General features: G+C 39.9%; 16 protein-coding genes. 11 read left to right on the forward strand and 5 right to left on the reverse strand.

The window, feature by feature from the left end; all coding sequences use genetic code 11:
* The first annotated feature begins 44 nt into the window (after positions 1 to 44).
* The 3 genes from ACVW2L_RS17540 (at position 45) to ACVW2L_RS17550 (ending at position 3,362) form a co-directional block, all read left to right on the forward strand.
* Positions 45 to 380 carry a plasmid mobilization protein gene (locus ACVW2L_RS17540; RefSeq protein ID WP_457129253.1) on the forward strand — a complete coding sequence of 112 codons (336 nt, stop codon included), beginning with the start codon at positions 45 to 47 and terminating at the stop codon, positions 378 to 380.
* A complete protein-coding gene (locus ACVW2L_RS17545) occupies positions 377 to 1,564 on the forward strand; it encodes a relaxase/mobilization nuclease domain-containing protein (RefSeq protein ID WP_457129254.1) in 1,188 nt (395 codons plus the stop codon). The genes ACVW2L_RS17540 and ACVW2L_RS17545 overlap by 4 nt, the downstream gene beginning before the upstream one ends.
* A 121-nt stretch (positions 1,565 to 1,685) precedes the next feature.
* Entirely contained in the window at positions 1,686 to 3,362 is a 1,677-nt protein-coding gene (locus tag ACVW2L_RS17550) for an RNA-binding domain-containing protein (protein ID WP_457129255.1), read from the forward strand.
* 334 nt (positions 3,363 to 3,696) lie between these two features.
* Here the strand turns inward: ACVW2L_RS17550 and ACVW2L_RS17555 are convergent, their stop codons facing one another.
* A complete protein-coding gene (locus ACVW2L_RS17555) occupies positions 3,697 to 4,092 on the reverse strand; it encodes a helix-turn-helix domain-containing protein (protein ID WP_457129256.1) in 396 nt (131 codons plus the stop codon).
* 139 nt (positions 4,093 to 4,231) lie between these two features.
* On the opposite strand from ACVW2L_RS17555, the gene ACVW2L_RS17560 reads away from it, so the two are divergent.
* From ACVW2L_RS17560 to ACVW2L_RS17595, 8 genes are all read left to right on the forward strand, one after another.
* The gene (locus ACVW2L_RS17560; RefSeq protein WP_457129257.1) at positions 4,232 to 5,701 is read left to right on the forward strand and encodes a HEPN domain-containing protein; all 1,470 of its coding nucleotides are present in this window, start codon (positions 4,232 to 4,234) and stop codon (positions 5,699 to 5,701) included.
* Between the two features lie 431 nt (positions 5,702 to 6,132).
* On the forward strand, positions 6,133 to 6,723 hold the full coding sequence (locus tag ACVW2L_RS17565; protein ID WP_457129258.1) for a type I restriction endonuclease: 591 nt from the start codon (positions 6,133 to 6,135) through the stop codon (positions 6,721 to 6,723).
* On the forward strand, positions 6,653 to 8,536 hold the full coding sequence (hsdR, locus tag ACVW2L_RS17570) for an EcoAI/FtnUII family type I restriction enzme subunit R (RefSeq protein ID WP_457129259.1): 1,884 nt from the start codon (positions 6,653 to 6,655) through the stop codon (positions 8,534 to 8,536). Before ACVW2L_RS17565 ends, hsdR begins: the two co-directional genes overlap by 71 nt.
* A gap of 7 nt (positions 8,537 to 8,543) precedes the next feature.
* Positions 8,544 to 10,139 carry an N-6 DNA methylase gene (locus ACVW2L_RS17575; protein ID WP_457129260.1) on the forward strand — a complete coding sequence of 532 codons (1,596 nt, stop codon included), beginning with the start codon at positions 8,544 to 8,546 and terminating at the stop codon, positions 10,137 to 10,139.
* A complete protein-coding gene (locus ACVW2L_RS17580; protein WP_457129261.1) occupies positions 10,129 to 11,943 on the forward strand; it encodes a restriction endonuclease subunit S in 1,815 nt (604 codons plus the stop codon). Before ACVW2L_RS17575 ends, ACVW2L_RS17580 begins: the two co-directional genes overlap by 11 nt.
* A gap of 120 nt (positions 11,944 to 12,063) precedes the next feature.
* Positions 12,064 to 12,744, forward strand: a complete 681-nt coding sequence (locus ACVW2L_RS17585; RefSeq protein WP_457129262.1) for a hypothetical protein — start codon at positions 12,064 to 12,066, stop codon at positions 12,742 to 12,744.
* Positions 12,745 to 12,748: 4 nt separating this feature from the next.
* Positions 12,749 to 13,663 (forward strand): hypothetical protein, encoded by a 915-nt coding sequence (locus ACVW2L_RS17590; RefSeq protein WP_457129263.1) that lies wholly within the window; start codon positions 12,749 to 12,751, stop codon positions 13,661 to 13,663.
* 1 nt (position 13,664) lies between these two features.
* Positions 13,665 to 14,759, forward strand: coding sequence for a hypothetical protein (locus ACVW2L_RS17595; protein ID WP_457129264.1), 1,095 nt, complete (start codon positions 13,665 to 13,667; stop codon positions 14,757 to 14,759).
* 433 nt (positions 14,760 to 15,192) lie between these two features.
* On the opposite strand, the gene ACVW2L_RS17600 is transcribed toward ACVW2L_RS17595, so the two are convergent.
* The 4 genes from ACVW2L_RS17600 to ACVW2L_RS17615 all read right to left on the reverse strand — a co-directional run bounded on the left by ACVW2L_RS17600 (position 15,193) and on the right by ACVW2L_RS17615 (position 23,256).
* Entirely contained in the window at positions 15,193 to 17,682 is a 2,490-nt protein-coding gene (locus ACVW2L_RS17600) for a M1 family aminopeptidase (protein ID WP_457129265.1), read from the reverse strand.
* 192 nt (positions 17,683 to 17,874) lie between these two features.
* Positions 17,875 to 18,285, reverse strand: a complete 411-nt coding sequence (locus tag ACVW2L_RS17605; protein WP_457130211.1) for a BrxA/BrxB family bacilliredoxin — start codon at positions 18,283 to 18,285, stop codon at positions 17,875 to 17,877.
* Between the two features lie 91 nt (positions 18,286 to 18,376).
* Positions 18,377 to 21,193 (reverse strand): carbamoyl-phosphate synthase large subunit, encoded by a 2,817-nt coding sequence (gene carB, locus ACVW2L_RS17610; protein WP_457129266.1) that lies wholly within the window; start codon positions 21,191 to 21,193, stop codon positions 18,377 to 18,379.
* Positions 21,194 to 22,239: 1,046 nt separating this feature from the next.
* Positions 22,240 to 23,256 (reverse strand): hypothetical protein, encoded by a 1,017-nt coding sequence (locus ACVW2L_RS17615; RefSeq protein WP_457129267.1) that lies wholly within the window; start codon positions 23,254 to 23,256, stop codon positions 22,240 to 22,242.
* Between the last annotated feature and the right edge of the window lie 29 nt (positions 23,257 to 23,285).

Here is a 23,285-nt window from a genome sequence, read left to right on the forward strand (position 1 = left end):
TCGGAGATCAACATGATTTTGCACTCCGTTTAAAATCAAAGACCATGGGAAGACCGGCTCTGCAGGAAGAAGATAAAAGGATCATACAGGTCAATATTCGTTTGACAAAAGAAGAGAACGAGATCGTTTGCAATTATGCCAAGGCAGTTGCGGTAACACCGGCGAACTGGATCAGGCAGAAAGCTTTTAGCGGCAGGTTCCCTGTTATTAAACTATCACCTGTTAATGCGGAACTATACCAGGAGCTTCATAAGATCGGTGTTAATCTAAACCAAGCAGTGAAACTGGTACATGCCGGAAAAATTTCACCCGCACTTACGACCATCCTACTTGCACTGCTGAAAACGCAAAAGGATATTCTTAACTGTTTATTGAAATGACAGCGGACCAGGTCAAAGGAAAAGGTTTCAGGGGAGCATTGCGATACAACCTGCAAAAGATCAATCAGGGTGTGGCTAAGATTCTCGATATGTCGTTTACATCGGGCAACGAGCATTCTATCATGCAAGAAGTGGCGTTGGTCAGAATGTTAAGGCCAAACCTGCAAAAATACTTTTATCATACCTCTCTGAACTTTCCACCAAACGAAAACCTCGGCGATGAACAAATGAACATGCTTGCAAATGAATATTTGAACAATATGGGATTTGATCAGCACCAGTATGCGATCTTCCGGCACTTTGATGCGGATCATCCACATTTGCATATACTGGTCAACCGGATCGGCTACGACGGCAAAGTGGTCTCTGACAGTAAGGACTATCACCGCAGTGAGCAAGTGCTAAGGAAGCTGGAAAAGCAGCATGGGTTGACCGAGGTCATTTCCAGCAGGCAGGCAAAGGAAAGAGCTATGACCAAGAATGAACTGGAAATGATGAAGCGCACGGATGAACCATCCGTTAAAATGAAGTTACAGATCATTATAAAAAATGTGCTGAGTCAAAAGCCGGATGCAGTACAGTTTATTCAGGCTTTAGAAGCACAGGGCATTAACGTATTGTTTAACCAGGCCAGCACCGGCTTTGTAAGCGGCATATCTTATGGATACGAAGGCATGCAGTTCAAGGGTGCTCATTTAGGTAATGCCTATAAATGGCAGGCCATTAAAAATGCTATCAGTTATGAACAAGAAAGAGATCGCACAGCAATTCACCAGGCAAATGCTAGGACAAGAGAACAGCAGTCAGCTAGAGCCGGACAATCAGCCGGAACTGACGCAGATACAAAAGTTGCTACCGGAAATAGAAAGAATGTACAGCAGGGCGATGGAAACCTACAGGATCAGATCGGAAACGCAAATCGAAAGTACCAGCAGAAGACTGGAAATGATAGACAGCGCCGCAACCAACCTGGCTTTTCAGATACAAAGAATAGTGGACAGCGCGGATCAGATCTACAGGGCCAATCAGCAGGTCGGCAGCCGATGGATCATCAGGGTTTACCTGATCGCGATTTTATCGGGCATTTGCTCGGCACTGATCACGATGCTGGTGATATGGATCAAGCTGCATTGAACCAGTTCAAGCGCAAGAGAAAGAAAAGAAGGGGGTTAAGGCCGGGTTAAAAGCAATTTTCTTTAACCAATACTTAATGTCTCCGATGTGTTTAACATCATCTAGAATAACCGCTATTAAGTTATATTTGCTTTAAAGTGATTGGCTTTAAAGCTATAGTAACGGAAATCCATGACCCAAAAAGAATTAAAACATATTCTTGATAAACTAAGAAGTCTTCCTGCTGAAACCGAAGTTGTTGAATTTAAAGAAGCGAAAAATGACTTTCCATTTGAAAAGATCGGTAAATACTTTTCAGCTTTAAGTAATGAAGCTAACCTACAAGGCAAACCTTATGCCTGGCTAGTTTTCGGGATTGAAAACAAATCTAGGAATATTGTAGCGAGTAAATATCGCCATGAAAACCGTGCTCATTTGGATAGTCTTAAAGGCGAGATCGCTAACAAAACTACAAATCGCATTACTTTCATAGAGATACATGAACTTGATCTGCCCGATGGAAGGATCGTTATGTTTCAGATACCAGCAGCGCCCCAGGGCATACCTATAGCTTGGGAGGGGCATTATTATGGTCGCGATGGCGAGGAATTGTCTCCTTTAAATTTGGAAGAGATTGAACGGATTAGAAAACAGATTCAGCATATTGATTGGAGTGCTGGTATTTGTGACGCTGCAACAATAGACGACCTTGACGAGCAGGCGATCAAAATGGCGCGAGAAACGTTTAGAGTTAAAAATCCGAGGCTTGCTGTAGAACTTGATGGTTGGGACGATGTTACCTTTTTAAACAAAGCTAAACTGACTATTAAAGGCAAGATAACAAGGACAACGATTTTACTTTTGGGAAGATCAGAATCCGAGCATTTCATCGCACCGGCAACCAGTCGGATTACGTGGGTTCTTAAGGATAAAGATAATGTAGAGCGGGATTATGAACACTTCACATGCCCCTTACTTTTAACTGTCAATCAAGTGTACCATAAAATCAGGAATTTAAAATATCGATATATTAAAGATGGGACACTATTCCCGGATGAAGTAGAACAATATGATCCTTTTAATATTCGTGAAGCTTTGAATAATTGTATTGCCCATCAGGACTATTCAATGGCTGGCAGAATAAATGTCATAGAAACCGAGGATGCTCACTTAACCTTCACAAATCTAGGAGAATTCTTACCTGGTTCCATAGAAAGTGTGATAGAAAGCGATGTCCCTCCCGGGTATTACCGCAATAATTTCTTAGCCCAGGCCATGGTTAATTTAAATATGATTGACACAGTAGGAAGCGGGATCAAAAGAATGTTTCGTTTACAAAAGGAGCGCTTCTTCCCACTTCCCGACTATGACGTTTCCAGATGGCAGGTAAAAGCGACTTTAATAGGAAAAGTTTTAGATATTGAATTTGCACGCGTCTTAGCTAAAAATCCGAAACTCAGCTTAGACGAAATTGTCTTGTTAGATAAAGTACAGAAGCACAGGTCTCTTACGGAGGTTGAAGCAAAGCTACTTAAAAATAAAGGCCTCATAGAAGGTAAGAAGCCGCACTATTATATCTCAGCTCAAATAGCTCAAACTACAGGGCAAAAAGCAATCTACACTAAACATAAAGCATTTGAAACTAAGCAATACTTTGATTGGATAATTAAGGGCTTGGAGGATCATGGATCTTTAGGCCGCTCAGATATCAACGAAATATTATGGAATAGACTATCTGATCTATATAGCGATGAGCAGAAAAAGATTAGAATTAATAATATCATTGCTGGTATGCGTCAAAAAGGTTTGATCAAGAATACTGGAACTGATTCCAGGCCGATATGGGTTCTAATTAATGATGTTAATTAACATTATTAATTAGAGGGATATTAGAAACAGTATTAGAAGAAATAGCCTTTAAAGCACTAGAAGGAAGAAAACGGCTCTAATAGGGAGGCTTATTAGAATAATAACTATTAGACTTATTTACAGGAGCAGGAGGATTTAAAGGATCAGTTTATGTTCTATTGTCTGTAATAACTTAACAATCTGGAAATAGATGTAGCAACCTAGAAAAATAGATTGCTAGATTTATAGAAATGTACATTTCTATAAATCTAGCAACTTAGAAATGCAAACGCATTTCTAATACTTGAACTATGCTGATCTAAATTATAAAAGAAAAGCCCCTGAAGAGCCTAAACTATTTGGAATTCTTAAGAATCTCTATTTTTTCTCGTTCGCTCGCTAATAACTGCTCGTAAAGCTTTTTATTCTCTTCAAATACTTCCACCAATTTATCAATTGGGTTGAAATTAAAAGTGCTGCTTGTGCTCCAGGCACCTGCACCGCTATTATCATTAAATGTGTTAAAGTAATTAAAAATGGATTCTTCCGTAAAGCTCCTTATTGCCTCACTAGTAATACCCAACACCGTTGCAATTTTACTTAAAGCAACCTCTTCTACATCTGCGCTTTGCTCTATCTTGGAAATAGCTTGTTGACTGATGCCAAGTTCCGCTGCCAAAGCTTCCTGCTTCATACCACGAAGCTCACGTATCTTGCTAATCTTTCTTCCAATGTGTAAAGTTTCTGCCATGGCGTAAATGTATCAATTATTGTAAATGTACAAAACAACCGCATTATTGTAAAGTACAAATCGCTGTGGTTCGGTACTGGGCTGTCTCGCTATTCTTTTGTGTTGCCGGTTAATGCAGGCCGGTTACAATGCGATAGTGATGGAACAAAAGCAATTAGATACACAGAACTTCTATCCAAAATATCTTGATCAGGATGAGATCAATGATCCTTTAACCGTGATTCGTGATTTCTTTCATTCGGACTGGCTGCCGGGGCATCAGGAGGCTCTACTGGAATGGCGGAAGTGTGTAATACAAGAGGGTTATTACAAAGGCGATCGGGATAATCCGGCGAGCCTGCTGTACACGCATCAGTTGAATGCCCGTCTCGTGGAAGCGGTATATGTGTTAAGTCAGACCAAGAAAACTAAGAAAATTGCAGATGCAATTCATATCAACTTTGATGAGCAGTTGCAGCAGGAAGAAAGGGAATGGCTTCATTATCCCGTATACCTATCCTCGGTAGAGCGTATTAATCCCTATCTCGCCATTGGTAATTTCTTTAAGGTTTACTCTGTAGATCAATACCGTGATTTTCTTTACGAGTGGTTGGAAACTGGTTTGTCGAAGGATGCCGTTGATGAGTCGTTGGATGTAAGCGACGTTATTTATTTCTATGAGAATATGCAAAAGTTGTATGAAGCGGTATGGATTATCCGGCAGCGTGAAATTGAGCCGGTAATTAAAAAGAAGGATGACGACGAGCCACAAATTACTGCTGAGGTAAAAAGGTTTCCGAATAGCCTCTCATTAATCCGGGTTAACTGCGCATTTAATGAAATGATTACGCCGGAGGAAAAACACGGCTTGAACCAATTGAAGGAACTCATACTTTCAGAAGTAAGATCCGTTTTAATGATTGTGCATTTAGGAACGCATCCTTCTCCTGCTACTTATTACCTGCTGATCATTACTGAGGAGAAAGACAAAACGCCTGAACATAGTATTGTTGATAAGGTAGAACAGATCTGCAAACCGTTTATAAACGTTTGTGCGATCGTGCATAAGTCGGATGCATTTATGCGCGCGCTTAATGAGGGAAACCGCTTCTTTATGAATGCACTGGCAAGGAACAAAATAGCCTATCAATCGGAGAATCTTGTTTTGCCTGATTTAAAACACATCGATAATCTGTTGGTCAAGACACAGGCTGAAACGATCTGGAATCGTTGGGGGAAACAGGCAAAGGATTTCTTAGATACTTCTTTAAACTGTTATGATGACGGCAACTATAATCTGGCGTTATTTCTGATGCACCAGGCAGTAGAGAGTACTTTAAGTGCCATCATCAGGGTAAATTTAGGTTACAGGCTTGCTATCCATAATCTGGCCAGGCAATTAAGGATAACATTGATCTTTACAGACGATTTTAAAACTGTATTCGATTTAGGTTCGGTTGAAGGTATTCAGCTTTTTGAGTTTTTACAAACCGGTTACTCCGCCGGTAGATATAAAGATGATTTTAATGCGGACAAGGAGGTTGTAAAGGCGCTATCGGATAAGGTGTGTAAGCTGTTCATTATAGCTGAAGAGATTTATAAACAAGCAATGGAGACACTGAAAGTTTAGCCCTTGCAGGGAGGCAGACGGTTGCATTTCACCACGCGCTATCGCTCCGGGTTGCATTACACCGACAGCCCCCCTGCCCGCACAGGCAAACTGATGCTCGCTCCCGCTCACTACAGATTGCCTTTTTTCCTTATTTCACCAGACCACCGCACCGCCATCACAAAATTAGCACCGCAGGAAAACTGTCAAGGGTATATGAACGCTGCAATTAATGATATTTTAACGGTAGCAGCGCCCTTGACAGTTTTCCTGCTTGCTGCTGCCGGTTGTTTAAGCGATGCAATGGGTTGGTGTGTTTAGGTTTTACGGCGAACTCCTCTTTTCCTTTTTTATCAATTAAATCATTTCTTAACCTAAACAGCAATGGCGTCATTTTGCCAGCGCAGCAATAATAGATTAATATGTTACTTTTACAGTGATCAAACCCGTAAATGAACGAACCTATCATCCAATTCAATGCTAATGACAGTGAGGCAGATACTTGCAGAAAAGAAGTATTGCCAAAATTGTATGAAAGTCTGTGGACAGACGAGTTGATTCTGGAGCAAAGAACATTTACAGATGGTAAGATAATTGTTATCGGTCGAAAAGCTAGAAGAAAAAAAGCTAAACGATTTGACTATCTTCTGCGTTACTCCCAAAATTTCCCCATCGCAATAATTGAAGCTAAAAAGAAATATAAGTCTGCATCTGATGGTATGCAACAGGCTAAAGAATACGCTGAAATATTAGGATTGAAATTTGCCTATTCTACTAACGGCACAGATATTTTGGAATTCGATTTTCTTACCGGAATCGAACAAAAAATCGACCGGTTTCCTCAACCCGAAGAACTTTGGGCAAGATTAAGTGAAAAAGATAATATTGATGCAGAAATCAAGGAAACTTTTTTAAAGCCATTTTATGCAACGATTGGAAAGGAATTAAGATATTATCAAAGAAATGCGGTTAATGCCAGCGGTAAAAGTAATTTTAAAAGGAAGAAAAAGAGTATTATTAACTTTGGCTACTGGAACTGGTAAGACAACTGTCGCATTTCAAATAATTTATAAGCTTTGGAATAATCGGTGGAATACAAAAGGAGAATACCGACGACCGAAAGTATTATTTCTGGCAGATCGCAGTATTTTGGTGACCGACCCTCACGCTAAAGATTTCTCTGTATTTGGTAACGCAAGATGTTTAGTTCCAGAAGAAGGATTACCAAGCAGTAGGGAAATATATTTTTCAACTTACCAATCTTTAGCTGAAGATAGTAATCGGCCCGGGGCATTTCGAAAATTACCAAGAGATTTTTTTGACCTGATTGTTATTGATGAGTGCCACAGAGGTAGTTCATCCGATGAGAGCAACTGGCGTATGATTTTAAATTATTTCAATACATCCGTCCAAGTGGGTTTGACAGCTACTCCTCTTAGGGATGATAACATAGATACCTATGCATATTTTGGAAATCCATTGTATATCTACAGCCTCAGGCAAGGTATTGAAGACGGATTTCTAGCCCCTTACCTGGTCCATCGAATAGTTACTGAAACGGATGCCACCGGATTTAGACCTGAAGATGGTCAATTAGATGATAATGGCGAATTGATTCCTGATGGTATATATACCACACCGGATTTTGAAAATACGCTATCTTTTTTACCAAGAACAAAGGCTGTAGTTAAGCACTTTCAAAACTTTATGGTGAAATATGGCCGGTTTGACAAAACCATAGTTTTTTGTGTGAATCAAGAACACGCTGATCACTTTCGTAGAGAAATAAATAACTTAAATACAGACATAGTGCGGCAATATCCTGATTATGTCGTGCGTATTGTTTCAGAGGAAGGAGATATAGGAAAAGGCCATTTAAGTAGGTTTATGGATATTGATGAATCGATTCCAGTAGTTGTGACAACTTCGAGACTGATGAGCACCGGGGTTGATGTACCAACGTGCAAAAACATTGTGATTTTCAGAACAATTAATTCAATGACCGAGTTTAAACAAATTGTAGGGCGCGGCACGCGTGTAAGAGAAGATAAAGAAAAGCTGTTTTTTACAATATTAGATTATACTGGAAGTGCTACCCGAAATTTCGCTGATCCTGATTTTGATGGCGAACCTCCATTAATTACTGAAGAAGAAATTGACGAAGATGGCAATGTTATTGATCATGATGAATGGATACCAGATCCTCCGACAGAAGAAACGGAAGAATGGGAAGATGAAGGCGACACAGATGTGCTACCGCCAGAGGGAACGGTTGGAGAACGGAGAAGGAAATATTATTTAAGTGAAGGCACAGTTTCAATTGTTGCAGAAACAGTTCAAATCTTAGACTCAAACGGCAGATTAAGAACAGTACAGTTCACGCAATATGCCAAAGAACACATCACCACAATGTTTTCGTCAATGTACGATTTTCGGAGCAAGTGGAACGATTTGGAACAGCGACAACTAATTTTAAGCGAGTTAGAAAATAATGGAATTTCTATTGATCAATTAATGGAAATAACCAAACAACAGGACAAAGATCCGTTCGACATACTTTGTATGGTGGCATTTGATTTGAAGCCATTGACAAGAAAGCAAAGAGCAGATCTTCTAAAGAAAAACAAAGCGGATTTCTTCGAACATTACACTGAGAAAGCAAAAGAAATATTGAATTTGATTTTAGAGAAGTACGTAGACTATGGTTTGAATCAAATTACACCAGATATCATCTCTGTTGAGCCTATTGCACAGCAAGGAAATCCAATTGAAATAGTAAATGAATTCGGTGGAGTTGACGAATTCAAAAAAGCAATAACGGCATTACAAACGCTACTATACGCCGACGCGGCATGACATATAAATGGTAAAGAATAAAGAAAAAGAGCAAAAAAAAGAATCGAAACCTATTGTAATTGATACTCCTGCGCAGCGACTGAGCGGAATTATAAAAACTTGTAGAAACATAATGCGGAAAGACAAAGGGATGAACGGCGATGGTGACCGGCTACCTATGTTAACCTGGATTATGTTTTTAAAATTTCTGGATGACAACGAAAATCTACAAGAAATAAACGCGCAACTTGAAGGAAAAAAATACCACTCAGCTATTGAACACCCTTACCGATGGAGAGACTGGGCTAAAGACAAGAATTTGACCGGGGACGATTTGTTAACCTTTGTGAGCAATGAGAAAGTAAAATTACCGGACGGAAGCCAAAGGATAGGGTTGTTTTATTATTTACGCGGATTGCAAAGCGAAACGGGGGCGGAACGTAAAGATGTAATAGCTACTGTATTTAAAGGAGTAACCAATCGTATGATAAACGGTTATTTACTCCGTGACATTGTAAATAAAATCGACGAAATCCATTTTACAAGTAATGAAGAGCTTAACTCCCTTTCACACCTTTATGAAAGTATTCTAAAAGAAATGAGGGATGCAAGTGGGGATGCGGGAGAATTTTATACGCCGCGTCCTGTCGTCCGTTTTATGGTAGAAATGCTTAATCCCATAATTGGGGAAGTTGTATTAGACCCTGCTTGTGGAACAGGGGGATTCTTAGTTGAGGCATTCGAACATTTAAAGAGACAGGCGAAGACTGTCGAACTGAAGAAGGTATTGCAAGATCAATCAATCATGGGTGGCGAAGCAAAACCGCTACCCTATCTACTTTCACAAATGAACCTTTTACTTCATGGGCTCAATTATCCTAAAATCGACAGTGGTAACAGTTTACGCTTCCCGCTAAAAGATATCGGTGATAAAGAACGAGTAGATATTGTGTTGGCAAATCCTCCATTTGGAGGTGAAGAGGAAAAAGGAATATTGAATAATTTCCCGGATGATAAAAAAACAAGTGAGACAGCATTGCTTTTTTTGCAGCTTATCATGCGGAAATTGAAACGGAAAAAACCTACCCAGGAAGGTGGTCGCGCTGCAATCGTCGTGCCGCATGGAATTTTATTTGCGGAGGGAATAGCGGCGAGAGTAAAAAAGCAATTAGTTGAGGATTTTGATTTGCATACAATAGTAAGATTGGGCGAAGGGATTTTTGCTCCCTATACAGATATTCCATGCAATATTTTGTTTTTCCAACAAGGTGCTCCCACTAATCAAATTTGGTATTACGAGTTGTTACCGCCAACTGACAGAAAAAAGTACAGTAAAACTAAACCGATACAATTTGAGGAGTTTGATGAAATAAAAAAATGGTGGGGTCAACGAAATGAAAATGATAACGCTTGGAAGGTAAAAATCGAAGATATTGTCAAAGTTGACGATAGAACGAAATCAATTAACGTCAACCTTGATATAAAAAATCCTCATAGAAAAGGTGAATTGGAATATGCAGAACCAAGTTTGTTAATAAGTGCGATCGTTGCTAAAGAAAAAAAAATAATGGCATTAATGCAAGAGATTGAAAACACCATCAAGCAATCTGTGAATGAGAAGTAATTGGCAAATAAAGAAAATTGGAGACATTGCCTTTCATGATAAAGAAAGTTTAGAACCAGTTCAAATTGATAAAGTATATTCAATGATTGGTGTTTACAGTTATGGGAAAGGGTTATTTATAAAAGAAGATTTGCTTGGAATGAATACCAGCTATAAATCTTTTTACAAACTCAAAGCTAACCATATAGTATTAAGCCAACTATTTGGTTGGGAAGGTGCTATTTCACTTTGTTCTAAGAAGTTTGAAGGAAAATATGTTTCATCACAATTTCCGACATTTCTTGTAAAAGAAAACCTTGCAAATACATTATTTGTAAGTTATTTCCTCCAACAAAAAAAGATTTGGAATAAACTTTTTGAAGTCGGAGTAGGCATGGGCAGTAGACGAAGAACATTAAACCCATCAAATCTTCTAAACTTGGAAATCCCTCTACCGCCATTGGCCGAGCAAGAACGTATAGTTTCAAAATTTGAGGCTATAAAGGCTCGAATCGACGAAATAATAAATCTAAGGAAAGAACAAACCAAAGACATTAATAACTTGCTTTTCAGTAAGTACACAGACTTAATAAAAGGTTCGCGATTTGTAACAATGAAAGAGGCCGCTCCAATTTGCAGAAGGCCTATTGAAATTAATCCAGAAAAAACGTACTCCAGAATTGGTGTTAGAAGCTTTGGTAGAGGATTGTTTGAAAATCCTAGTTTTAAAGGGTCTGAACTTACTTGGCAAACAATTTTCAGGATGAATGAGGGTGATATACTTTTCAGTAATACAAATGGATGGGAGGGTGCAGTAGGGTTAATCCCCAAAAAATATGATGGGTGGGTAGGATCACATCGTTACTTAACTTGCCGACCTAACTTGGACATGGTTGTACCCGAGTTTCTCTATTATTACTTCCGCACTTTTGAAGGTGTTCAAAAATTGAGTGCCGCTTCTCCAGGTACGGTAGCTCGGACAAGGACATTGAATACTAAATTACTCATGCAGATAGAGATTCCCATGCCATCAATGAATTTGCAAAATGAATTTGTAAATTTAATTAACCAAACCGATGCAATTATAAATTATTACATACAAGCTGAACAAGAATTAACAGATTTACTTCCTAGTTTGTTAGACCAAGTATTTACTGGAAATTTGTTAGCAAATTATGATTATTCTACAAGGAAGGAACAACATATACTGGAACGGGAAAATGACTTAGCACTTTTACATATTGAAGATACTGAAAGTGGCGATTTAGAATTAGCTATGATTGTAGCGTTGATAGAAAGCAGGTTAGGTGTCAGTTACGGCGAAGTAGGAATACAGAAAACGGTTTACAATGTAGAAGCTTTTTATCCCGCTTTAAATAATAAATACGATTTTGTTAACTATCATTATGGTACATATTCTGTCAAACTCAGGGATACTTTAAAAAATAATCCCTTTTTAGTTAAGAAGCGTGTCAAAGGTAGTGAGGTGTTTACTATCTCTCTTTCCTATAAAAAGCAAGTATTGGATGCTATTACGGCTAAGGATAATAAGAACTTCGTGGATTCCATAAACCGGCTATTGGATATTTATACAACACCCTTTATAAATAAAGAAACCGATAAAATTGAATTACTTAATACTGTCGCTAAATTGATCCACGATTTACAAACTTCAGATCTCGAAAAAATTTATCGGGGACTGAAAGACTGGAAAATCAAACAGGGTACTTATGGCACAAAGGCTGACAAATTCAATTTAATTGATGTGAAAAAAGCGATAGAGTTAATAAATTCTAATGATTTAATGGGCCGCTTATGTAATTAATAAATTAATCATCCCGTTTATAATTCCGATTTATTATGACTTATTTAATTTGTTAAATATAGCTGCAAATAATACTTAGGTGATTTATTATTAGTAGTTTTATTAACCTAACGGCGTCACATGAAAAGTATCATTCTCAACACTTTTAAAATTCCAGGCGAAAATTCTATTGCTAACCTTAAATTAGCCTTAGAAAAAGCACCTTATAGTGATGATAGTGGCTTTGGATTCGAAAGCATTGAGGTTTACGATGATTTGATCTCTGCGGTGCTTATCAAAAGAAATACGACATATATTTATGAATTTGATTTCGTATCTAAAGCGATGATTAAGAAACAAATTATGCTTTTTTCGGAAATTTCTTTTGAAGTCGATTTTGACTATCAAATTCTTAGCGTGTTTGGACCCGCAAATCACTTAACCCAACTTCGCTCTTCCTTAAGAAATTCCCTGGGGTTTTTATACGAGCTTGGCTACGCCAACTTGTCTCCTTTTTATATTTATACCAAACTCATCGAAAAAAAAATACCAGTAAACTTTCAATACATATCAATCGAAAACTTTGTTTATGAAAATGGCATTAGTGGAAAACTCATAGGGCATGTGATTGACGATTTAGTTGCTGAAAAGCTTGTTAGTAATTATAAAACAGATGTTTGCAAAGCTATACTGAATATTCATATTGATGAAAATCATCACTTTGAACTCCAGGTGGCTAATAACGGCGCGGTAAAATTTCATAGTACCGAGGATAATTTTGGAGCGCATTTCAACTTTTTTAAACAAACCTTATTCAAATAATAATATGCCTGAAGATGAAGGAGTAAACGGGGACCAGTGGAATGATGAAGCCGCAGTACTCTTAACTAAACTTAATTGGAAACAAGTTGGCGATGCCAATATTGACGTGGTAAATGAAGACGGGAAACGTCAGGGTATTGACAGAATGTTTCAATTTGAAGATGTTAGGCGGGCTAGTAATGTTCAAGGAGTTTTTGTTGAGGCCAAGCGTTATGCTACCACCAGCTTCAAAAAAGATAACCTGGAACTTTGGATCAAGACATTAGATCGCAAATTAAACAAAACTAGAAATAGTGAAAAATTCCACGAAACCTATCCATCTTTTGCATCAGCAAGTTTAAGAACAGGTGTAATTGTGATGTGGTTCCATGATTTAGAGCATTACCCGACGTTCCGAAAATCTTTTTATGATACATTATCTAATATTAAAATATCAGGCCATACACGAGGCGAAGGTTCTAACAAAATTTATGTACTAAACAATGATGATATTCTTCGGATAGCATCCCTAGTGCATTCCTGTGAGTCATTTGAGCCAAGTAATAAACATAGGATTAAATTTTACTACCCATCTTCTGACAGGTTTAATAACCCAGCGGACCGTAGTGACGTTCTATCACTTGATTATATATATTCCAAATTTATTTTAGCAGAATCTAGAACGTCTGATGGTACGGAACATAAAATCGTCTTTTACTTTGGTAGTTTGAGTATAAATGCTTTTCGTCGCTTAAAGAATGCTTTGCAAAGTTTTGGGTATATCGACAAAGCAAAACCTCTCACTATTTATACATATGAAAGGGATACTGATTTTCGGAAAATAAAATCTACAGTAATTCAAGAGTTTGAAGGAATCACATTTAAACTGGTTGAAATGGAAATATTTAATGACTTACCTGCTTTTTTACGATTAGATTAACATGGCAAACGATTACAAATATCCTTCGACGTATGAGATACAGGAAGTGCTTGGAAGTATTACAAACCGAAGCTTTTTGAATGATTTTGCACAGAGGCGGGGCGTATTTATTACCAACGGCTCTCAACAACAGCTGGCAAGCGACTTAGCGAATTTATTTTATGATGATGCAGATTTAGAGAAAATTAGACTTGAAGCTTATCACAATAAAGCCAGTCATACATTAAGCGGATTTTTAGTGCGTTCAAAACAGAAAGATTTTAATTTAAAGGAAATCTATGAAATCGCTAGGGAAGGCGGGAGATTTGAAATGGGTCAACAAGCAACCCAATTGCACAAGGTAAGTAAGGAGGGCGAAGAGCTTTCATATCGAGGTAAAATTGAGTATCTGAAACCGAAAGCGGGTCGAATGCAATTTTTGCAGGATGAAACTAGCGCGTTTGAGTTTTACATGAATAAAAAGAGTGATGGGCTCTGGCAAATAGAAGTAGATGCTAGCCGTTCCACTGATGTTAAAGAATTGAAAAATCTTATCGCTAAGACAATATCTTCTGACAGCACAATCGAATTGATTGAACATGCACTTTTGAATACTGAACAAACTATATTGTTTTTTGATGCATTAGCAAAGACCGGAATGGACGCTAACTGGCTTTTTCTTGATACGAAACATCTTACACTTAAAAGAGGAAACGATGACTCTGAAAGACTAGATAATAATGAAACGGAGGCCGACGTACAAGAAGTAACGCAAGCCGCGGAACTAACCGGCATTACGCAAGCGATATTACAAGGAAAGAATCTAAGGGAAAATACTTTTGTTAAACAGTCAGTAGATAATGGTTATCAGTTTACCGCGATGACCTATGAGTTTCAACATAAAACCGAGCCCGTCTTTATTCAAATGAAAGCTGAGTTTAAAGGAAAACCAAAAGTATTTGAGGTAGGTATTGTTTCTTATGAAGAGCATATCGGCGTTCCACCACGTCGCGAACCAACCCCTATAAGTGCTAGTGCTAATCGGTTACTCCGGTCAAGTTTTTGGAATAATGCAAAATTGATCTACGATAAAATGCCAAAACTTAAGGCAAAATAGGCGTTAAATAGAATAATATTATCCAGCTAAATTTGCTTAATAGCCTTGATTTTTTACCTTTGTTTTAACTAACTGTTCTTTAAAACAACTCAAAATTACTCAAGGTATTCGGTGACCTATTCGGTGACTAATTGATTTTTGAAGTTATAAGACATTGATATTTAACATTATAACTGAATGGTTCGAGTCCCGTCCATTCCGCTAAAGCCTTCAGAAATTCTGGAGGCTTTTATTTTTTATGTCCCTTTGCATTTAATAAATGCAAAAGCGGCGGTTCCTATTATATAAAATCATTCAACCGGTCCGATAAGAACTCCCTCTACCCTATGGACTCAAAACCATGTAAGACACAATCGCACAGCAATGGGCTTATAACAAGAAAAGGGACACTCGCTTGTCGCCAGTGTCCCTTTCTTCTATTAGTTGGCTTTATTTAGGCCGCATTAATCGCTTTAATTGCCTCATCGGCTGCGGCAACTGATGCTGCATCATTTTTTTGCGCACGGGCGGCTTTTAAGCTCTCCAATACCGTTAAAATATTTGGCGCTATGCCCTGCGATTTATATTTTAAACCAAAGGCTTTAAGCTCGCTGATGGCTTGTTGGGCATAAACAGGATTGTTTACTTTACCTGCCATTGTAGCTACGGCACGCGCCAGGTTGTATTTAGTTTGCGCGCCTACTTCTTTGTACTGATCGTAAACAAATGGCCACTCTGCGTCGCTGCCATTGGCAGAATACACACTCAAAACAGCAGTAGTAAGGGCTCCTTTGTTATCTTTTTCAAAGTCTTTGGCTAATGCAAGCCCTTGTGGGGCATCTAACAGTGCAATTGCATTTAAGGCCGCACCCTGAACAGCATACGATTCGCTCTTTAACGCATCCTTAAATATATTCATCATGCCCGATGCTTTAAGTTTACCTAAAACGGTAATGGCTGCGGCACGAGTCAAAGTATTTGGATCTGTTTGCGCAATATTGGTCAATATTGGTTGTGCCGCGTTACGTACATTATCATTCGTCATGTTTAACGCTGTAATAGCTGCGCTACGCAAGGCATAATATTTGTCTTTTAGCGCGGCAATTAATATGCCTTGTGCTACTTTTTCGCCTTGTGCCGGTACGGCGGCCTGTATGGCTTCCAGGCGGTCAAGAAATAATGGCGCATTTGCGTACTGGAACGCAAACTCGTCTAACGTTTTCGCATCTTTTTTTTCGGCTAACAAAACTTTGTCACCATCAACATTTACCAGATCAGGTTTGATTGCCGATGCAAAGGTTAAAGTATCAGCTTTGCTGCGCATCCAAACTTTTTGACGGGTAACTTTACCACCGGCGTAGATATCAACAGCCATAGGCAAGATAAAGGCATCGCCGACTTGGGTTTGCGCCAGGTAAACAGTTTGTGTTTTTTTAGCATCATCCCATTTGTAGCTGATACTTAGTTTCGGGTGGCCGGCACCGAAATACCATTGGTTAAAAAACCAGTTCAGATCTAAACCACTGGCTTCTTCCAACGCTAATCTTAACTGATGTGCTTCGCCAGATTTAAAAGCATTGGTTTTAAGATAGATGTTAAGGCCTTTGTAAAATGCGTCGTTGCCCAGGTAATTACGCAACATGTATAAAATACGACCACCTTTTTGGTAGGTTACCTGGTCAAACATATCTTCCTTGTCGTCATAATTAAAACGCACAAGGTGTTTGGTGTTAGCACCCGGCGAACGCAGGTAAGTCATCATATCCTGATAAATATGCGCAGCGCCCTCATCTTTGCCGTACTTATGCTCTGCCCATAAAGTTTCGCTAAAATCAGCGAAAGATTCATTCACAGTAAGGTTGCTCCAGCTTTCGGCAGTTACATAGTCGCCAAACCACTGGTGAAACAACTCATGCGCTATGGTGCTTGGGCCCTGGCCATAGTAAGTGTCCAGAAGTTCGCGCTTAGTTGCCTGAACGTATGACCCATGCAATGTAGCCGTAGTGTTCTCCATGGCACCGCTTACATAGTCGCGCACAACAATCTGTGCGTATTTGTTCCACGGATAATCAACACCCAGCGTTTTTGAATAAAACTCCAGCATTTCTGGCGTTAAGCCAAAAATGTCTTTTGCATAAGGCGCATATTTAGCCTCCAGATAATAATCTACAGGTTTATCGCGCCATTTGTCGTGGTATACTTTAAAATCGCCAACAGCCATCATAAACAAGTAAGGGGCGTGCGGCAGATCCATTTTCCAGGTATCTGTACGGGTGCCGTCGGCATTTGCTTTTTGCGCTGTAAGTTTGCCGTTTGATAGCGTAACATACTTAGCCGGAACGGTCATATTGATCTCGTCGGTAGTTTTTTGCGATCCGCTTTCAATTGTCGGGAACCAGGCCGATGAACTTTCGGTTTCGCCTTGGGTCCATATTTGTGTAGGCTTATCTTTCTCGGTACCGTCCGGGTTAATAAAGTAAAGGCCCTTGGCATCGCTTATGGCGGCGCTCCCTTTTACTTTGAGCTCCTCGGGTTTTGCGGTGTAATCAATATAAATGGTATATTTTTCATTGTTGCCGTAAACCTTATCTAAGTTAATAGCCAGTGTAAGACTGTCATATTTGTATTTTAGGGGGATGTTCTTACCGTCTTTTACAACAGCCAAAGTTTTAATATCCATTCCTTTAGCATCAAGCCTTAAGGTATCGGTTGGGTAAAAATGTGGCTTCAAGGTAACCCATTCTTTACCATACATATAACGCTTTTTATAATCAAAGCGAACATCAAGCTTGGTGTGGATAAGGTCGTTTACGCGGGGATTGGTTGCGCGATAAACCGTAGACGCAGCCTCCTCTGGTTTGGCTTGTTGCGCTATTGCAGGTTGCAACAGGGCGCTAACAACAACAACACCGGTTAATAAACCGGGAAAAATGGTTTTTTTCATGTAGCAATTGATCAGTTAATGAGCGAATTAACGTTTTTTCTGTTAAATACTTTAATAAATAAGACAGTTAATTAGTTGAAATGTTACACATTACAGTCACAAAACTATCCGCATGGTGTTTTTTAATAAAAAAACCGGAATGAAAATCACACCGGTTTTATATTATTTACCTTTTAAGGTTAAACGCTATACTTAGCAATATTGCTCAAACGCGTTTATCAGGTTGTCTGCTATCATTTGCGCAGGGCGGCCCTCAATTTGGTAGCGTTCAATAATATGAACCAGTTTGCCATCTTTAAACAAAGCCATAGCAGGCGATGATGGCGGGTAAGGCAACATATAAGCGCGCGCTTTGTCAACCGCTTCTTTCTCCATACCAGCAAAAACTGTTACCAACTTATCAGGATGCTTAGCGTTTTGCGATGCTATACGCGCAGCAGGGCGGGCATTGGCAGCAGCGCAACCACATACAGAATTAACTACTACAAATACGGTACCTTCGCTTTCAACGGCGCTGGTAACAGCTGCAGCATCCTTTAACTCTTCAAAACCAACTTTGGTTAACTCTTCCCGCATGGGGGCAACCAAATATTCCGGATACATCATAATCTTTTTAAAATATTTCTACAAAAATAAACAAATGGTAGGCAGGTTTGATTTAACTAAGTGAATATTAACACCCTGCTGACAATCATTACTTGCTCAGGTATCTTGATTTTTCTTTATATAACTGCCTGAAATAGGGGTCCTGCAGGTTGGGTATAAAGCGGATCGCTTCGCCTGTCGACTTCATTTCCGGGCCTAATTGTTTCTCCACTTCAGGGAATTTATCAAAAGAGAACACTGGCTCTTTAATAGCATAACCCCAAAGTTTGCGCTCAATGGTAAAGTCTTTCAGTTTAGCCACACCCAGCATAACCTTAGCGGCAATGTTAATGTAAGGCACGTCATAAGCTTTGGCTATAAACGGTACCGTGCGCGATGCACGGGGATTAGCCTCTATCACGTACACACTGTCATTCTTTATAGCAAATTGTATGTTAAGCAAGCCGCACACGTTTAACGCTTTTGCAATTTTGATGGTATATTCCTCCATCTTTTTGATCACATCTTCAGAAAGATCAAAAGGCGGAAGTACAGAATACGAGTCGCCGGAGTGGATACCCGCAGGTTCAATATGTTCCATTAAACCGATGATGTGTACATCTTCGCCGTCGCATATAGAATCTGATTCAGCTTCTGATGCACGATCAAGGAAGTGATCTATCAGTACACGGTTGCCTGGCAGGTTTTTCAACAAGCTTACCACCGCTTTCTCCAGGTCCTCATCATTAATAACAATGCTCATGCCCTGGCCGCCTAATACATAACTTGGGCGCACCAATACCGGGTAACCTACATGGTGTGCAACCTCAATTGCTTCTTCAGCGCTTTCAGCAACACCATATTTAGGATATGGGATCTCCAGCTCTTTTAGCAGATCAGAGAAACGGCCACGGTCCTCGGCTATATCCATATCGTTGAATGAAGTCCCGATGATCTTTATGCCATGCTCGTGCATTTTTTCGGCCATTTTCAGGGCGGTTTGGCCCCCTAACTGAACTATTACACCATAAGGTCTTTCCAGATCAATTATCTCGCGCACATGCTCCCAGAAAACAGGCTCAAAGTATAGCTTATCGGCCATGTTAAAGTCGGTTGATACCGTCTCAGGGTTACAGTTAACCATGATGGCTTCAAAGCCCGACTCTTTTGCCGCCAATAACCCGTGCACGCAGCTGTAATCAAACTCAATACCCTGCCCTATGCGGTTAGGACCAGAGCCTAATACAATTATTTTTTTCTTATCAGATACGATAGATTCATTCTCGCCCTCGTAAGTAGAGTAGTAGTACGGTGTTTTCGCCGGGAACTCCGCAGCGCAGGTATCAACCATTTTGTACACGCGGCGTATACCCAACTCCTTGCGGCGCTGGTAAACATCTTCCTCGGTAGTGTTGTGCAACACGTAAGCAATTTGCTGGTCTGAAAACCCTTTTTGCTTAAGCGTGTACAGGAAGTCGTGTGGGATCGTATTTAATGAGTAACGGCGCAGTTCGTTCTCCATCTGCACCACTTCCATTATCTGGTTCAGGAACCAGCGGTCTATCTTGGTAGCTTTACGTACCGATTCAATTGGTACGCCTAAACTTAACGCGTCGTATATATGAAACAGCCTGTCCCAGCTTGGGTGCTCAAGGCTGTGCATTATTTCTTCCAGGTTGCGGCTCTGGCGACCATCGGCACCCAAACCGGCGCGACCAATCTCCAAACTCTGACAGGCTTTCTGTAAAGCCTCAATAAAGCTGCGGCCAATACCCATTACCTCGCCAACAGATTTCATTTGCAGACCTAACTCGCGGTTAGCGCCTTTAAATTTGTCAAAGTTCCAGCGTGGGATCTTTACGATCACGTAATCAAGCGTTGGCTCAAAGTAGGCCGAAGTTGTTTTGGTGATCTGATTTTCTATTTCGTCAAGGTTATAACCTATGGCAAGTTTGGCAGCAATTTTAGCAATTGGGTAACCGGTTGCTTTTGATGCCAATGCTGATGAGCGGGATACCCGTGGGTTGATCTCGATAGCAATAATAGCTTCATCAGCCGGGTTAACAGAGAACTGCACATTACAACCACCTGCAAAATTGCCTATGGCGCGCATCATTTTGATGGCCTGGTTACGCATTTCCTGGTAGCAGCGGTCGCTCAATGTCATGGCCGGGGCCACGGTTATCGAGTCGCCGGTGTGGATACCCATCGGGTCAAAGTTTTCAATCGAGCAGATGATGATAACATTATCATTACTGTCGCGCAACAGTTCCAGTTCATACTCCTTCCAGCCCAAAACAGCCTGCTCCACTAACACCTCGTGCGTAGGTGATGCCTGTAAGCCTCTGCTTAAAGCGGCGTCAAAATCTTCTTTTTTATGTACAAAGCCTGCGCCTTTACCACCTAAGGTGTAGCTTGGGCGTATAACCAGCGGGAAACCAATTTCCTGCGCGGCTTCTTTACCCTCTAAAAATGAGTTGGCAATTTTTGAGGTAGCTACCCCTACGCCAATATCAACCATCAGCTGGCGGAAGGCTTCGCGGTTCTCTGTCTTTTCTATCGCGGCTAAGTCAACACCAACTATTTTGGTGTTATATTTCTCCCAAATGCCTTGCTCTGCACAGGCAATGCAAAGGTTAAGCGCGGTTTGGCCACCCATGGTGGGCAATACGGCATCAATTTGCTGTTCCTGCAATATCTTTTCAATACTTGCGGGCTCAAGCGGCAACAGGTAAACATGATCTGCAATAACCTTATCGGTCATGATGGTTGCCGGGTTACTGTTGATGATGGAAACCGTGATACCTTCGTCTTTTAGCGATAACGCTGCTTGCGAACCGGCATAATCAAACTCGCAGGCCTGGCCAATAATAATAGGACCCGAACCGATAATGAGGATTGATTTAATGGAGTTGTCTTTTGGCATAGTCTTTTTTTGTGGCTACGGCTGATGAATATTAGCTGCTATGAACTATTAACCATCAACTATTAACTAATTCTATGCGCTGAGGCAGGAAATTCCCGACTCCAGCGTCGGGATGCAAAGATAGAAAAAATGAGGTATCGAGGATTTATTTTTTACATTAATGCGAAAGGAGCGGGAGAAGAGTTAGTGGATAGAGATTCACTGAGTCTTAGCTTTTAATTTGTCGCGAATTATTTTGGCCGGCTCATCTCCTGATTTCATAAGTTCGGAAATTTTGGTTTGAATCTGCTCGAATTGTTCAATGCCGGCATTAATCTCTCATCTAACAACCTTCTAAAAACTGCGTTTTATTATTTTCAAGATAAGCCTCAATTTTGTTTATAACATTAGGATGACAATCTCTCCAGGACGTTTATTATTAAAAAATCTTTTCAATGCCAATTCCCTTTTTTGAGTTACACGATTTGCAGCATGGATCAAATTACCCATCCGATGCCCGTACCCAAAAAACTTGCCGCCTTTTACGATTGCCTTTTTTTAATATCACTCTTCTTCATAACATGAAATGGCTTGTGAATGGAAACTCTGCTTTAGGCCTAAGTCGGTTATAGTTTCAAATTAGGCAATCAGTATTGCACTAAAGATTAAAATGTTTCTTCGTTTTTAGTGTAGGTATCGTTTTTAACAGGTTTCCACATACCATACTTTTTTGTCCAGCCATGAGTTTTGTATCGGTACCAAAAATGCAATAACACGCTCAAAACGGCTAACAGTATAAAAACCGGCCAAAAAAGAGTGTCTCTGCTAAAAAAGACAACCGCACCTAAAATTAAAACGTACTTTATTATTCTAAACCAAACAGGTTGTGCATGTTTTGAAAAAGCGACCTGTAACTCCTGTTTTAGTATCTGTTTCGCCTTCATAGATTAACACATAGGGCTGGTTTCTATCTTTAAAGATGGGGATAATGTTTTAGAAAATACATTAATAGAAAAGGCAACGCAACTTTCGGTTGCATTGCCTTTTCTATATATAGTAATTGGTTGTTAAAACACCTCTTTCAGCATAGCCAACGCTTCGCTGCTGTTTTTCTCTTCTGTCAAATCAAATACCGAAGTTGATTTTCCGTTTACATCAACATTGGTATTTTTAACAATGTTTTGAACAGCATCTGCGCTAAATGCGTCTGCAAGCTGTTTGCCAAAACTAAAGTCGGTGAAAGTTTTCGCTTCGCCGGTTGAAAAGTTGGAGTTGTAACGCTGCAGCTCAACAAGTGCCTCCACCGGACCAGCCGATAAATGCACACCATTAGCGCCTTGCGAAACATCGGGTAAGCCTAAGCTCTCTTTATTATCCAAAAATGTCCTTCTTAAACTACCCGCGTTAGCCTTTGTAGGATCAGTAGCGCCAATAAAGTTGCTTCTGGCATTGCTCCAATCTGTATCGCTTGATAAAGACATCACAATTATGCTTTTGCCCGCATCTGTAAATTGCTGTAACTGGCGCCCGTGGAAGCCATTTATAACATAAACAACTTCGTCATCAAGCTTAACTTCAACAACGTATGTTCCGCCCGCCAGTTTTTTACTGCCAATGTTCTGGCATAAATAGTCAAGCGTGTTGGCATTGAAATCAGGATATTTTTGCAAAAACTCCAATCCGCCTAAAACCTGGGCTTCGGTTACAGCTTTGCCAAAGATCTCCTGAAACTTTTCTTTGGCGCCTTCGCTCATGTTGGCAACCGCGCTTGATGCTATCTGGTTAATAACACCGTAGTGTTGCGCGATGATGTTAAATTGATCAAGATATTTGGCTGTCAGGATCTTTACATCATGTATAGAAAAACCAAACTCTTCTATCTTAGCGAAGGTCAGCTTCAATATCTCGTCTAATTTTATGCTATCGTTTTTAACAGTGATCTCAGGCTTTATAAAAAACAAAAATTGATTGCTTTTTACAGCTGCGCTTGTATCAGCAAAAAGCTCTTTATAAAGAAAAGTCTCGTTTTGTGCATCGCGCACGTTAGCTACTATGGTTGGTATTAAATTATCTGTCTCAGTCATTGTATGTCGCTGTTTTTGGCAAAGATAGG

This window comes from Mucilaginibacter sp. HD30, from assembly GCF_054061755.1.

What these genes read in the sequence shown, in the direction of transcription:
- ACVW2L_RS17540 (WP_457129253.1), top strand. Translation starts at nt 45, where the DNA reads ATGGGAAGACCGGCTCTGCAGGAAGAAGATAAAAGGATCATACAGGTC.
- ACVW2L_RS17545 (WP_457129254.1), top strand. Translation starts at nt 377, where the DNA reads ATGACAGCGGACCAGGTCAAAGGAAAAGGTTTCAGGGGAGCATTGCGA.
- ACVW2L_RS17550 (WP_457129255.1), top strand. Translation starts at nt 1,686, where the DNA reads ATGACCCAAAAAGAATTAAAACATATTCTTGATAAACTAAGAAGTCTT.
- ACVW2L_RS17555 (WP_457129256.1), bottom strand. Translation starts at nt 4,092, where the DNA reads ATGGCAGAAACTTTACACATTGGAAGAAAGATTAGCAAGATACGTGAG.
- ACVW2L_RS17560 (WP_457129257.1), top strand. Translation starts at nt 4,232, where the DNA reads ATGGAACAAAAGCAATTAGATACACAGAACTTCTATCCAAAATATCTT.
- ACVW2L_RS17565 (WP_457129258.1), top strand. Translation starts at nt 6,133, where the DNA reads ATGAACGAACCTATCATCCAATTCAATGCTAATGACAGTGAGGCAGAT.
- hsdR (WP_457129259.1), top strand. Translation starts at nt 6,653, where the DNA reads ATGCCAGCGGTAAAAGTAATTTTAAAAGGAAGAAAAAGAGTATTATTA.
- ACVW2L_RS17575 (WP_457129260.1), top strand. Translation starts at nt 8,544, where the DNA reads ATGGTAAAGAATAAAGAAAAAGAGCAAAAAAAAGAATCGAAACCTATT.
- ACVW2L_RS17580 (WP_457129261.1), top strand. Translation starts at nt 10,129, where the DNA reads ATGAGAAGTAATTGGCAAATAAAGAAAATTGGAGACATTGCCTTTCAT.
- ACVW2L_RS17585 (WP_457129262.1), top strand. Translation starts at nt 12,064, where the DNA reads ATGAAAAGTATCATTCTCAACACTTTTAAAATTCCAGGCGAAAATTCT.
- ACVW2L_RS17590 (WP_457129263.1), top strand. Translation starts at nt 12,749, where the DNA reads ATGCCTGAAGATGAAGGAGTAAACGGGGACCAGTGGAATGATGAAGCC.
- ACVW2L_RS17595 (WP_457129264.1), top strand. Translation starts at nt 13,665, where the DNA reads ATGGCAAACGATTACAAATATCCTTCGACGTATGAGATACAGGAAGTG.
- ACVW2L_RS17600 (WP_457129265.1), bottom strand. Translation starts at nt 17,682, where the DNA reads ATGAAAAAAACCATTTTTCCCGGTTTATTAACCGGTGTTGTTGTTGTT.
- ACVW2L_RS17605 (WP_457130211.1), bottom strand. Translation starts at nt 18,285, where the DNA reads ATGTATCCGGAATATTTGGTTGCCCCCATGCGGGAAGAGTTAACCAAA.
- carB (WP_457129266.1), bottom strand. Translation starts at nt 21,193, where the DNA reads ATGCCAAAAGACAACTCCATTAAATCAATCCTCATTATCGGTTCGGGT.
- ACVW2L_RS17615 (WP_457129267.1), bottom strand. Translation starts at nt 23,256, where the DNA reads ATGACTGAGACAGATAATTTAATACCAACCATAGTAGCTAACGTGCGC.